A 13,144-nucleotide genomic window follows, 5' to 3' on the forward strand; every position below is an offset into this window, starting at 1 on the left:
CATGATCCCGGACATCAAACCCAACAGCATGCTCTATCTCAACAATGTCTCCGTATCCTTCGATGGCTTCAAGGCTTTGAATTCGCTGTCGATCGTCATCGAGCCGGGCGAGCTTCGCGCCATCATCGGCCCGAACGGCGCCGGCAAGACGACGATGATGGACATCATCACCGGCAAGACGCGGCCCGACGAGGGCGAGGTGTTCTTCAACGGCCTGATCGACCTGACGAAGAAGGACGAGGCCGACATCGCCCAACTCGGCATCGGACGGAAATTCCAGAAGCCGACCGTTTTCGAAAGCCATACCGTCTGGGACAATCTCGAGCTGGCGCTCAACCGCAATCGCGGTGTCTTCGCGACGCTCTTCTATCGGCTGACGCCTGCCGATCGCGATCGCATCGAGGAAATCCTCGAGACGGTGCGGCTCTCGCATCGGCGGGACGAACTGGCGGCCAATCTTTCCCACGGCCAGAAGCAGTGGCTGGAAATCGGCATGTTGCTGGCGCAGGAACCGAAGTTGCTGCTGGTCGATGAACCGGTGGCCGGCATGACGGATGCGGAGACGGCCGAAACGGCGGTGCTGTTGAAAGAGATCGCCAAGACGCGTTCGGTCGTGGTGGTCGAACATGACATGGGCTTCATCCGCGATCTCGGCGTCAAGGTGACGTGTTTGGCCGAGGGATCGGTTCTGGCGGAAGGATCGATCGATTTCGTCAGCAGCGATCCGAAGGTGATCGAGAATTATCTGGGGCGGTGAGATGCTGACAGTCGAAAACGCAAATCTGCATTATGGCGCCGCACAGGCGCTGCGCGGCATCTCGATCAAGGCCGAGATGGGCAAGATCACCTGCGTGCTTGGGCGCAACGGCGTCGGCAAGAGCTCGCTCTTGCGCGCCGTCACCGGGCAGCACGCGTTGTCGGCGGGCACGGTTGCGTTCAATGGCGTGGCACTGAACGGCATGGCGCCGTTCGCGCGGGCCAAGCAGGGGATCGGCTATGTGCCGCAGGGACGCGAGATCTTTCCGCTGCTGACGGTGAAGGAAAATCTTGAGACCGGCTATGCGCCGCTGTCTCGCCGCGACCGCAGCATTCCCGATGACATCTACAGCCTGTTTCCGGTCCTGAAATCCATGCTGTCGCGCCGCGGCGGCGATCTCTCGGGCGGCCAGCAGCAGCAACTGGCGATCGGGCGGGCAATGGTGACGCGGCCGAAGATCCTGGTGCTGGACGAACCGACCGAGGGCATCCAGCCGTCGATCATCAAGGATATCGGCCGGGCGATCCGCTATCTCCGGGATTCCACCGGCATGGCGATCCTGCTGGTCGAGCAATACCTCGATTTCTGCCGCGAGCTTGCCGACTATGTCTACATCATGGATCGCGGCGAGATCGTGCATGAGGGGCTGGCGGAGACGCTGGATACGCCGGAGGCCCGCAGGCATTTGACCGTCTAAGGCGATTGCCTTTCTTTTCGGCGTTTGACGAAAAATGCGGCTGATACGGCTGACGATAGGCCGATATCGCGTGGCATCGCATAAGGCATAGAAATTGCTTGCGTTTATTCCTTGCCGGGTTTCAATGATCGGGCTTTGGAATGGTGTGGTGTATGGAGAGACAGATGGCAATGACGGCGGCAAGCACGAGACCGCAGAGGGCGCGTGGTCGCGGCCATCTTGCGGCCAAGTGGTTTGGCGGTCGCACGCGCCTTGCCGAACTCTTTCAGGAGGGGTCGGCCAAGATCAGGCTGCCGGAGACCTTCGATCATTCCATGGAAGCCGTCATTATCAACACGGCCGGCGGCCTGACCGGCGGTGACAGGATGGATTGGAGCGTCGTCGCCGGGCCGGGCACACGCATCGATGTGACGACGCAGGCCTGCGAGAAGATCTACAAGGCTTCGGCCGGCACGGCCGGGGTGGAGACATCCATAAGAGTCGGTGCCGGCGCCCGGGTCGATTGGTTGCCGCAGGAGACCATCCTGTTCGACCGTGCCTCGCTTTCGCGCGCACTGAATGTCGAGCTTGACGATACAGCCGAATTCCTCGCCGTCGAGGCGATCCTGCTCGGGCGGAAAGCCATGGGTGAGGCCATGGGACATGGATTGTTCCGGGATCGCTGGCGCATCCGTCGCGGCGGACGGCTTGTTCATGCCGAGGAACTGCGTCTGGACGGCGATGTGGCCGCGTTGACAGCTAAGGCGGCTGTCCTGAGCGGCCAGGTTGCCTTCGCGACCCTGCTTTATGTCGGGCCTCTGGCCGAGACCTATCTCGGCCGCATCCGGCCGCTCCTCGAAACACATATGGGAGGCGCCAGCCACTGGGGCGAGAAGCTCGTGGTGCGGCTCGCCGCCGCCGATGGTTTCGCACTCAGAAAAATCCTCATCCCGATCATTTCCGCCTTGCGCAATGGAGCGCCTGTGCCGAAAGTCTGGAACTTATAGTCTCGAGACAATAGCAATCACATAGGTAGGCGATGAACCTCACTCCGAGAGAAAAAGACAAGCTGCTGATTTCCATGGCGGCGATGGTGGCGCGGCGGCGGCTGGAGCGCGGCGTCAAGCTCAATCACCCCGAAGCCATCGCGCTGATCACGGATTTCGTGATCGAAGGCGCCCGCGACGGCCGGCCGGTTGCCGAGCTCATGGAGGCCGGTGCTCATGTCATTACGCGTGCTCAGGTGATGGAAGGCATTGCCGAGATGATCCATGACGTTCAGGTCGAAGCGACGTTCCCCGACGGCACCAAGCTCGTGACCGTCCACGAGCCGATCCGGTGAGGCTGCCATGCTGGAGCTGAGACCCAATTGCGAATGCTGTGACAGGAATTTGCCGCCGGAAAGTGAGGAGGCGATGATCTGTACTTTCGAGTGCACCTTCTGTGCCGATTGCGTCGGCACGGTCTTGGGCGGCGTCTGCCCGAATTGCGGCGGCGACTTCGCGCGGCGCCCCATCCGCCCGGCGGCGCTGCTTACCAAATATCCCGCTTCGACCAAGCGTGTCCTGAAAGCTGAGGGATGCGCGCCCGTCCGGGCGGCATGAGGAGAGAACCATGATCCCAGGTGAAATCATCGCTGCGAGCGGCGACATCGAACTCAATGCCGGAGCGCCGACCGTGACGCTGGAGGTTTCCAACACCGGCGACAGGCCGGTGCAGGTCGGCAGCCATTATCATTTTGCTGAGACCAATGCTGGGCTTTCCTTCGACCGCGACCAAGCGAAGGGCATGCGGCTCGATATTCCCGCCGGAACTGCCGTGCGCTTCGAGCCGGGCCAGACACGCTCGGTGACGCTGATCCCGCTGTCGGGCAAGCGGGAAGTCTACGGCTTCCGCCAGCAGGTCATGGGCAAGCTTTAGCTTCTTGGGGGAATTTAATGTCGAGGAAATTGCTCGCGCCCGCTGCGGCTCTTGCCGCAATCCTGATCTGCGGTCCCGCCTTTGCACTGAAAGCCATGCGGGAATCGAAGGCTGATTGCGCTCATGCACAGACGCAGACGGACGTGAATATTTGCGCGGTACTTGAATTCGGGGCGGCCGACAAGGCGCTGAATGCGCAATACACGAAAACCAGGGCCGCGATGGTCGCCATCGACGCGGATCTCGACAACGACATGAAGGGCGCGGAAAAGGCGCTGATCAAGGCGCAGCGTGCCTGGGTGGATTATCGCGACGGCGAGTGCGAGGCGCAGGGGTTCCAGGCACGAGGCGGCTCCATGGAGCCCATGCTTGTTTCCGGTTGCAAAGCTGATTTGAGCAAGAAGCGAACGAAGGAATTGAAGGACCTTGCCGATGGACCGGAGGGCAATCAGTGAGTTCCAGGCGCAGCGTGATGATCGTCGGCAATGGTGAGATCGCGGCAGGTGCCGCTGATGTCATCGATGCTGCCGATCTCGTGATCCGCTTCAACGATTGCCGCTCGAGGGACGCCGGCGGCAGCCGCACCGATGTCGTCGCCGTCTGCAACACAGGCCGGCCGGCGCGCGCCATGCTCGGCTCGGGCGAGTGGCGCAAGAGCCCCGCCGTCGCCTCGGCGTCGGAAATCTGGAGCGTGCGCGATCCAAGAAAATTCGCCGAGCTGCGCGCGCCGCTGGCGATCTCTCATCCGGAACTCGACGACTTCTGCGACGATTATACCGACCAGTTCACCGCCTTCTGCCATGCCACGGGCAAGCGGCATGTCGTGATCGATCAATCTGTTCACGAAGGCGTGGACACGGCGCTGGCGGACTACGATCCCGGCTCCTACGTAGTGCCGAGCAGCGGCATGATCGTGATTGCCGATGTGCTGTTGCGCCATCCCGACGACGATATCGCCATTACCGGTTTCAGCCACACAGGCTGGGAGGAGCATCCCTTTGCCGCCGAGAAACGGCTGGTGGATGCTTACATCTCTCTCGGCCGCCTGCGGCGCCTTGCCGACACGAACCTCATCTCTGCCTCCCAAGGAGACTGATCCATGCCCTACAAGATTTCCCGCGCCGCCTATGCCAACATGTTCGGACCGACCGTCGGCGACAGGGTTCGGCTGGCCGATACCGAATTGTTCATCGAGGTGGAGAAGGATTTCACCACCTATGGTGAGGAAGTGAAGTTCGGCGGCGGCAAGGTCATTCGCGACGGCATGGGGCAGAGCCAGGTGACGCGCGCCAACGGTGCCGTCGATACCGTCATCACCAATGCGCTGATCCTTGACCATTGGGGGATCGTGAAAGCGGATATCGGTCTGAAGGACGGCCGCATCGTCGCGATCGGCAAGGCCGGCAATCCGGATATGCAGCCCGGCGTCAACATCATCGTCGGACCGGGCACGGAAGCGATTGCGGGCGAGGGCAAGATCGTGACCGCCGGTGGCATGGACAGCCACATCCATTTCATCTGCCCGCAGCAGATCGAGGAAGCCCTGATGTCGGGCATCACCACCATGCTTGGCGGCGGCACCGGTCCGGCCCATGGGACGCTGGCAACGACCTGCACGCCGGGCCCCTGGCATCTGGCGCGCATGATCGAATCCTTCGATGCTTTTCCGATGAATATCGGCCTGTCGGCCAAGGGCAACGCGTCCTTGCCCGCCGCCCTGGAGGAAATGGTGCTCGGCGGTGCCTGCGCGCTGAAGCTGCATGAAGATTGGGGCACGACGCCGGCGGCGATCGATTGCTGCCTCGGCGTTGCCGACGAATACGACGTTCAGGTGATGATCCACACGGATACATTGAACGAAAGCGGCTTCGTGGAAGATACGATCGGAGCCATCAAGGGCCGCACGATCCATGCATTCCACACCGAGGGTGCAGGCGGCGGCCATGCGCCCGATATCATCAAGATCTGCGGCCAGTCGAACGTCATTCCGTCTTCGACCAATCCGACGCGGCCCTACACGGTTAATACGATCGCCGAGCATCTGGACATGCTGATGGTCTGCCATCATCTGTCGCCGTCGATTCCCGAAGATATCGCCTTTGCCGAAAGCCGAATCCGTAAGGAGACGATCGCCGCGGAGGATATTCTCCATGATATCGGCGCCTTCTCGATCATTTCATCCGACAGCCAGGCCATGGGCCGCGTCGGAGAAGTGGCGATCCGCACCTGGCAGACCGCCGACAAGATGAAGCGCCAGCGCGGCCGCCTGGCGCAGGAGGTCGGCGACAACGATAATTTCCGGGTGAAGCGCTACATTGCCAAATATACGATCAACCCCGCGATCGCGCACGGTGTCAGCCACGAGGTCGGCTCGATCGAGGTTGGCAAGCGTGCCGATCTGGTACTCTGGAATCCGGCCTTCTTCGGCGTGAAGCCGGAGATGGTGCTGCTCGGTGGGTCCATTGCCGCCGCGCCCATGGGCGATCCGAACGCCTCGATCCCGACGCCGCAGCCGATGCATTACCGGCCGATGTTCGGCGCCTATGGCAAGAATCGGACGAACTCCTCCGTGACCTTCGTTTCTCAGGCGGCGTTCGATGCCGGGCTTGCCGGCAAGCTCGGCGTCGCCAAGGCGCTACTGCCCGTCAGGAACACGCGCGGCGGCATCTCCAAGGCTTCGATGATCCATAACAGCCTCACGCCGCATATCGAGGTCGATCCGGAAACTTACGAAGTGCGCGCCGACGGCGAGCTCCTGACTTGCGAACCGGCGACGGTGCTGCCGATGGCGCAGCGCTACTTCCTGTTCTGAGGCCATTTCCAGGCTCAACCATCGACGAATTCGAGAACCCCGGTTTTCCGGGGTTTTTCCGATGTTGCACGCCGAATGTGGTTTTGTCGAAAGCGTGGTATGGTTGTGCTGGCACGCCACATTTCCATCCGCAACCCTGATTTTGCGGATTAGCTCCCTTGGTTGTTCACAACTTGGGAAATGCAACGCATTTTAATCATTCCATTAAAGACCTGGAAGCGCCTTCACCCCTATCTCACATGATCGAAACGGTAGGCTGAGGAAGGTGAATCGCATGAAACGATGGATTTCGCTGCAGGCCGAGCTCGGTAACTTTCAGCAGCGACGTGCGATTTTTATTTTCGCGCTTAAGATGAGTTTTGTCGCTGTCATCATGTCGCTTGCCATCATCCTGGCGATGCTTTTCCTGCTGCAATGGCTCGATCTTCTGCCGTTGCCGATGCTGGAGGCGATGCGCTTTGGCGTTCTTCTGGCGTGGATCATCGGCGGCACCGTTTCCGGGGCGGTGGCGGTGCTGGCGGGCTTTTCCATTCACAGGCTTGCCGTCTCCCGCGCCGAATTCGAGCGGCTGAGCCGCACCGACATGCTGTCCGGCCTGCTCAATCGCCGCGCGTTCACCGAAGCGCTGGATACGGCTGCGGACGGCGCTTCCCTGGTCATCTTCGACCTTGACCGGTTCAAGGCAGTCAACGATCGCTTCGGGCACGCATCCGGCGATGCCGTGATCGTTGCGGTGTCGCAGATACTTTCCGGCGTCTTTACCGGAGATGACGTGATTGCCCGGCTCGGCGGCGAGGAATTCGGCGCAATCATTTATGGCGGTGATACCGCCGAGCGCATTGCTCGCATCGAGGAAATCAAGGAGCAGCTCGCCGAACACTCGATCGCCGTCGACGGCGGTTCGGTGAAGATCACCATGTCTGCCGGGATTGCCGACATCACTAGGGATCGCAAGACGGAGACCGTCTATGCCGCCGCCGACAAGGCCCTTTATCTTGCCAAAACGCTTGGCCGCAATCGCGTCATGCACGAGCGCGAGCGGCTGTCCCAGGTCTGGCATCGCTGCGCGACTGAGCACGAACAGGAAGCGACGACCGATCCCCGGGAACTTCAGCGCTACGTGCAGCGAATGTAGCGCATAGGCGCGTCATTGATGCTTGCACAGCCGATGACTATTTTGCATGGTCCGACAAAGTCATAATTTGGAACCGCCATGCAACGCGTCACCTCCTATCTGCCAGCCGGCACCCCTTCTTCCAATCCGATCGATCGTGTCGTCCTGCCGCATGATCTCAGACATCTGCGCCGCAAGCTGCTGCATCTCGAAAATGGTGAGATGGTCATGCTCGACCTCAAGGAGCCGGTGCTGTTTGCGAGCGGCGATCTGCTGGTGCGCGAGGATGGCGAGCTGATCGAGATCGTTGCGGCCGACGAAAAGCTCTTCGAGATCCGCCCGCGCGACCGCAGGCATCTGGTCGAGCTCGCCTGGCATCTCGGCAACCGGCATCTTTCGGCTCAGATCGAGGAAGAACGCATTCTGATCCTGCGCGATCACGTGATCCGCTCCATGCTCGAAGGGTTGGGCGCGACGGTCACTGAAGTGAGCGAGCCTTTCCAGCCGGCGCGTGGCGCCTATCACTCCCATGGCGACCATTCGCATGGTCACGGGCACCATCATGATCATTCACACGACTGAGCGTCGATGACCGACACGACGGAAGATCGCGATCTGCAGGCGCTCCTGCGGCTGATGGCCTGGCTGTCGCCGGCGTTTCCGGTGGGGTCCTTCGCCTATTCCGGCGGTCTCGAGCGTGCGGTGCACGACGGTCTGGTGGGAGACAGCACCGGGCTTGGAGACTGGATCTCCACACTGATCCAGAATGGTTCGGTGTGGAACGACGCGGTGCTGCTGGTCGAGGCGCATCGGGCGGGCGCGGATACGCAGCGGTTTTCGGCAGTCGCGGAACTGGCTGAAGCGCTGGCCGGCTCGAAAGAGCGGCACAACGAGACCATGCTGCTTGGCGATGCCTTTCTTTCGGCCGCTGCCGCCTGGCCGCACGAGATTTTTTCCACGCTTCCGGCAAAGACCGCTTACCCGGTTGCGGTCGGCGCTGTTGCGGGCGCCCACGGCATTCCGGCCGAAAAGGCCGCCGCCGCCTTCCTGCATGCGCTGGCCTCGCAAATGGTGTCGGCCGGTATCCGGCTTGGTGTCAGCGGACAGAAGGATGGCGTCGCTATCCTCGCACGGCTGGAGGGTCTCTTTGCCGCTATGGCGCGGCGGGCGGCGGGGTCGAGCCTCGACGATCTTGGAGCCGCGACCGTGCAGGCCGATATTGCGAGCCTGCGCCATGAAACCCTCGGCACGCGGCTCTTCCGGTCATGATGAGCGCTATCGGGAAAATACTGAGGTCGAAGCATCATCTACGTCATTCGCCGGTGTGCGATGGCCGGGCGCTTCGCTATGCTATTGCTTTATTGGAGTTGCGAGCATGAAATCGAGAAATGGACCCTTGCGCGTCGGCATCGGCGGCCCAGTAGGGTCGGGTAAGACGGCGTTGACCGAGAAGCTGTGCAAGGCGATGCGCGACGACTATTCCGTCGCCGTCATTACCAATGACATCTATACGACCGAGGATGCCGAGGCGCTGGTGCGCATGCAGGCCCTGACCTCGGACCGCATCGTCGGCGTCGAAACGGGCGGCTGCCCGCACACAGCGATCCGCGAGGATGCGACGATCAATCTGCAGGCCATTGCCGGCCTGAACGAGCGGCTTCCCGATCTCGACGTGGTCTTCATCGAATCCGGCGGCGACAATCTGGCCGCGACTTTCTCGCCCGATCTTGCCGACATTACCATCTACGTGATCTCGGTGTGCCAGGGTGAGGAAATCCCGCGCAAGGGCGGCCCGGGCATCACCAAATCGGACCTTCTCGTCATCAACAAGAAGGATCTGGCGCCCTTCGTCGAGGTTAATCTCGAGGTGATGGACAGGGATGCGGCCCGGATGCGTCAGGCTCGGCCCTTCGTGTTTTCGGACATGAAGCGCGGCGAGGGCGTCAGCACGATCGTCAGCTTCCTGAAAGAACAGGGCGGCCTTTAAGCCGCCCCGTCATCATCGATTTTGCTCGGTCAAGCGGACGGTTATTCGGCCGCGAAAGGCGGCAGTTTCAGGACATTCGTACCGGTAGACTTTCTGCCCCCGGCATTCCTGTCTTCAATCGCCTCCAGACGCTCTTCCAGCGTGGCGAGCGACTGACGGTTTTCGTTGACGGCGAGCGCCAGGCCTTCCTTGGTCAGCACCTCGTCATCCGCATCCTTTCTGCCGACAAGCTTGCCGAAGAGGAAGCCAAGCAGGCGCGACAGGTCATCCATGATCAGGAAGAACGAGGGCACGACCACGAGGCTGAGCACGGTGGAAACGATGATGCCGCCGATCACCGCGATCGCCATTGGCGCGCGGAAGGAGCCGCCTTCGCCGACGCCGAGAGCCGATGGCAGCATGCCGGCTGACATGGCGATCGAGGTCATGATGATCGGGCGGGCACGCTTGCGGCCGGCTTCGACGACCGCCTCCAATCTCGGCATGCCCCGATGCATCATCTCGATGGCGAAATCGACCAGCAGGATGGCGTTCTTCGTCACGATGCCCATCAGCATAAGAATGCCGATCATGACGGGCATCGAAAGCGCATTGCCGGTCATGATCAAGGCCAGCGCCACGCCGCCGATCGCCAGCGGCAGCGAGAGCAGAATGGTGAAAGGCTGGATCACATCCTTGAACAGCAGGATGAGCACGGTCAGAACAAGCATGAGACCGAGCAGCATGGCATTGCCGAAGCTCTGCTGCATTTCCTTCTGGACCTTGGTATCGCCGCTTTCCGCCAGATGCACGGCTGCCGGAATCTTGGCGTTGTCGACGATATCGAGGAAATGCTCGGAGGCCGTATCCAGCGCTACACCCTGCGGCAGGTCGGCGCCGATGGCGACGACGCGGAAACGGTTGTTGCGCTTGATCGAGGACAGGCCTTCCGAATAGTCGACGTCGGCGACGCTCGACAACGGCACGGTGGTACCCGTGGCGGTCTTGATGCGCAAGGCGCGGATCGCCGCCAGGTCTCGGCGCATGCCGAGCGAGGCTTGAACGCGGATCGGAATCTGGCGGTCGTCGAGCGAGATCTTCGCGAGCGAAGCGTCGATATCGCCGATTGTCGCCACACGGATCGTGTCGGAAATCATCTGCGGCGTGATGCCGAGCCGCGCCGCCTCGTCCTTGCGCGGATAGATCTGCAGTTCTGGCCGCGGCAGGGCGCCGTCCGCACTGACATTGGCAAGCGCCGGATCGGTACGCAGCTTGGCTTCCAGGATGCCGACGGCCTGGTTGAGATCCTTCTCGCTGCGCGAGAGGAAGTTATAGGTCAGGTCGCGATCGCCACGATCGTTCAGCTTGGTGATGCGGACGTCAGGGATGGAACTGAGCTTCGCAAAGACTTCCTTCTCGATGTCCCATTGCGGGCGTACGCGCCCATGGACGGTGACCTTCGGCAAGTGGGGGCCGATGACGGGGAGTGAGCCGAGGACGTCGTTTACCAGCTTCTTCACCAGCGACTGGTCGAGCTTGCCGAGCGTCAGAGTCACAGTTGCGCGGCGCAGTTCCAGATCGCCCTTCGGCGAGGCGCCGCCGAGCACGAAGACGTTTTCAACGCCATCGATGCCCTTGACGCGCCGGTAGATCTCGTTGGTCGCCTGCTCGGTATCGTCAAGCCGGGCGTTCGGCGGCAGTTCCGCCGACAGAACGATGCGTGAGGCGTCTTCCGGCGGGATGAAGCTGCCGGGGACGAACATGATGAGGGCGAAAACCGAAGCGATCGAGAAGGCGAAGGCGGCAAGCAGCGTCGGATAGCGCGTGTACCAGCGCTTCGTCGTCAGCCGCACCAGCCAGCTATAGCCACGCATAAAGCGGCCGTCATTGTCGTGATGGTCATCGACTCCGTCTTCGGCACGCATCAGATAGGCGGCCATCATCGGCGTGATCAGACGCGCCACCAGCAGCGAGAAGAACACCGAGAAGGCGACGGTCAGACCGAACTGGATGAAGTACTGGCCCGGAATGCCCGGCATGAAGGAGACGGGCACGAAGACCGCGATGATGGTGAAAGTCGTCGCGATGACGGCCAGGCCGATCTCGTCCGCAGCGTCGATGGCGGCGCGGTAGGGTGTCTTGCCCATCTTGATGTGGCGGGCGATGTTCTCGATCTCGACGATGGCGTCGTCGACGAGAATACCGGTCGCGAGTGTCAGGGCCAGGAAGCTCACGAGGTTCAGCGAGAAGCCGATCTGGTTCATGATCCAGAATGTCGGGATTACAGAGAGCGGCAGGGCGACCGCCGATATCAGCGTCGCGCGCCAGTTTCGCAGGAACAGGAATACGACGATGACGGCCAGTATGGCGCCTTCGATCAGCGTGTGCATCGCGGATTCGTAGTTGCCATAGGTGTAGTAGACGGAGTCGTCGATCATCTCGATCGAGACGTTCGGGTTCTCTGCACGCACTTTGTCGAGGGTATCGCCGACCGTCTTCGCGACGGTTACTTCGCTGGCGCCCTTAGAGCGGAATACACCGAAGGTGACGACGGGGGTGCTGTTGAAGCGGGAGAAGGATTTCGGCTCCTGATAGGTGTCCTTGATCACGCCGAGATTGGAAAGCTTGACGAAGCGGCCGTTGGTGAGCGCAATCGTGGTGTCGACGAGCTGGGCGACATTGCGGGCGTCGCCGAGCACGCGGATCGCCTGCTCGCTGCCGGCAACCTGCCCGCGGCCGGAGCCGAGGTCGATATTGGTGCTGCGCAGCTGCTGGCTCACCGCGAGCGCTGTTATGCCGTAGGCGTTCAGCTTGTTGGGATCGAGCTCGATGCGCACTTCGCGGTCGGCGCCGCCGTAGCGGTCGACGCGACCGATGCCCGCCTGACCCTGCAGGGCGCGCTTGACCGTATCGTCCACGAACCAGGACAGCTCTTCCAGCGTCATGTTCGGAGAGGAAACGGCAAAACTCTGGATCGCCTGTCCCTCGACATCGACCTTGGAGACGATAGGCTCGTCGATCGTCGACGGCAGGTTGCCCCGGATGCGGTCGATGGCGTCCTTGGTGTCTTGAACCGCCTGCTGCGTCGGCACTTCCAGGCGGAAGATGACGACGGTCTGCGATTGGCCGTCGGTGACGGTCGACTGGATCTCGTCGATGCCGTTGATGCTGGCGACGGCGTCTTCGATCTCCTTCGTCACCTGCATTTCGAGTTCAGCCGGCGAGGCGCCGCTCTGCGTCACGGTGACGTTGACGACGGGCACGTCGATATTCGGAAACCGGGTGATGGGCAGATTGAAGAAGGCGTGCGCACCCACCACCATCAGCAGGAAGAAGCCAAGGAGCGGGGCGACCGGATTTCGGATTGACCAGGCGGAGAAGTTCATCTTGGCGTTCTCGCTCAGTTGGAGGCTTGCGACGCGTCGCGCACGGGCGTGATGTGGTCGCCGTCGCGAACATAGGCACCGGCCTTGGCGACGACCTCGTCACCGGCCTTCAGGCCCTTGAGGATCTCGACATAGCCTGCGTCCTGAATGCCGGTCTCGACATTCACGAACTTGACCACGCCGTTCTCGACCTTGCGGGCGGAGGAGCCGTTTTCCTCGCTGTTGACTGCCGTCAGAGGCAGGGCGACGCCATCCTCCTGGCGAATGATGATTTCGGCGCTGCCGTACATGCCGGCGCGTGCCTTCTCACCATCATCGATCGAGATATGCACCGCGCCGAGGCGAGTGACGGAATCCACGATGGGGGCGACGAGGCGGACGGTTCCGGCAAGCTTCTCGCGGCTGCCGGAGAGGGCGATGAAAGCCTTCTGGCCGATGACGATCTTCGTGATGTCGCTTTCGGACACATCGACCACCAGTTCGAGCCGGCTGTCGCGGATGATGGTGAAGAGC

The 13,144-nt window shown here is 61.6% G+C and carries 15 protein-coding genes; 13 read left to right on the plus strand and 2 right to left on the minus strand.

Annotated elements, in window-relative coordinates; all coding sequences use genetic code 11:
* The first annotated feature begins 1 nt into the window (after nucleotide 1).
* The 13 genes from urtD (at nucleotide 2) to ureG (ending at nucleotide 9,266) form a co-directional block, all read left to right on the plus strand.
* Complete coding sequence (gene urtD / locus ACPYOP_RS24845) at nucleotides 2–757, plus strand: urea ABC transporter ATP-binding protein UrtD (protein WP_481412940.1); 756 nt, start codon at nucleotides 2–4, stop codon at nucleotides 755–757.
* 1 nt (nucleotide 758) lies between these two features.
* The gene (urtE, locus tag ACPYOP_RS24850) at nucleotides 759–1,454 is read left to right on the plus strand and encodes an urea ABC transporter ATP-binding subunit UrtE (RefSeq protein ID WP_481412941.1); all 696 of its coding nucleotides are present in this window, start codon (nucleotides 759–761) and stop codon (nucleotides 1,452–1,454) included.
* A 164-nt stretch (nucleotides 1,455–1,618) separates the two neighbouring features.
* Entirely contained in the window at nucleotides 1,619–2,440 is an 822-nt protein-coding gene (locus ACPYOP_RS24855) for an urease accessory protein UreD (protein ID WP_481412942.1), read from the plus strand.
* 32 nt (nucleotides 2,441–2,472) lie between these two features.
* Complete coding sequence (locus tag ACPYOP_RS24860) at nucleotides 2,473–2,775, plus strand: urease subunit gamma (protein WP_481412943.1); 303 nt, start codon at nucleotides 2,473–2,475, stop codon at nucleotides 2,773–2,775.
* Between the two features lie 7 nt (nucleotides 2,776–2,782).
* Nucleotides 2,783–3,037, plus strand: a complete 255-nt coding sequence (locus ACPYOP_RS24865) for a DUF1272 domain-containing protein (protein ID WP_481412944.1) — start codon at nucleotides 2,783–2,785, stop codon at nucleotides 3,035–3,037.
* 10 nt (nucleotides 3,038–3,047) lie between these two features.
* Nucleotides 3,048–3,353, plus strand: a complete 306-nt coding sequence (locus ACPYOP_RS24870; RefSeq protein WP_481412945.1) for an urease subunit beta — start codon at nucleotides 3,048–3,050, stop codon at nucleotides 3,351–3,353.
* Between the two features lie 17 nt (nucleotides 3,354–3,370).
* Nucleotides 3,371–3,808 (plus strand): lysozyme inhibitor LprI family protein, encoded by a 438-nt coding sequence (locus ACPYOP_RS24875; protein ID WP_481412946.1) that lies wholly within the window; start codon nucleotides 3,371–3,373, stop codon nucleotides 3,806–3,808.
* Between the two features lie 17 nt (nucleotides 3,809–3,825).
* The gene (locus ACPYOP_RS24880; protein ID WP_481412954.1) at nucleotides 3,826–4,449 is read left to right on the plus strand and encodes a Urease operon accessory protein; all 624 of its coding nucleotides are present in this window, start codon (nucleotides 3,826–3,828) and stop codon (nucleotides 4,447–4,449) included.
* Between the two features lie 3 nt (nucleotides 4,450–4,452).
* Nucleotides 4,453–6,165 carry an urease subunit alpha gene (gene ureC / locus ACPYOP_RS24885; protein WP_481412947.1) on the plus strand — a complete coding sequence of 571 codons (1,713 nt, stop codon included), beginning with the start codon at nucleotides 4,453–4,455 and terminating at the stop codon, nucleotides 6,163–6,165.
* A 274-nt stretch (nucleotides 6,166–6,439) separates the two neighbouring features.
* Nucleotides 6,440–7,300 (plus strand): GGDEF domain-containing protein, encoded by an 861-nt coding sequence (locus tag ACPYOP_RS24890; protein ID WP_481412948.1) that lies wholly within the window; start codon nucleotides 6,440–6,442, stop codon nucleotides 7,298–7,300.
* Between the two features lie 78 nt (nucleotides 7,301–7,378).
* Entirely contained in the window at nucleotides 7,379–7,861 is a 483-nt protein-coding gene (ureE, locus tag ACPYOP_RS24895; RefSeq protein WP_481412949.1) for an urease accessory protein UreE, read from the plus strand.
* A gap of 6 nt (nucleotides 7,862–7,867) precedes the next feature.
* On the plus strand, nucleotides 7,868–8,548 hold the full coding sequence (locus ACPYOP_RS24900; protein WP_481412950.1) for an urease accessory protein UreF: 681 nt from the start codon (nucleotides 7,868–7,870) through the stop codon (nucleotides 8,546–8,548).
* A 106-nt stretch (nucleotides 8,549–8,654) separates the two neighbouring features.
* Nucleotides 8,655–9,266: an urease accessory protein UreG gene (gene ureG, locus ACPYOP_RS24905; protein ID WP_481412951.1), complete on the plus strand. Its 612-nt coding sequence runs from the start codon at nucleotides 8,655–8,657 to the stop codon at nucleotides 9,264–9,266.
* 41 nt (nucleotides 9,267–9,307) lie between these two features.
* On the opposite strand, the gene ACPYOP_RS24910 is transcribed toward ureG, so the two are convergent.
* Both ACPYOP_RS24910 and ACPYOP_RS24915 read right to left on the minus strand, forming a co-directional pair.
* Complete coding sequence (locus ACPYOP_RS24910; RefSeq protein WP_481412952.1) at nucleotides 9,308–12,631, minus strand: efflux RND transporter permease subunit; 3,324 nt, start codon at nucleotides 12,629–12,631, stop codon at nucleotides 9,308–9,310.
* Nucleotides 12,632–12,645: 14 nt separating this feature from the next.
* The coding region (locus ACPYOP_RS24915; RefSeq protein ID WP_481412953.1) for an efflux RND transporter periplasmic adaptor subunit at nucleotides 12,646–13,144 on the minus strand (499 nt) is incomplete at its 5' end.

Source organism: Rhizobium sp. KNZ2-6A, from assembly GCF_056755475.1.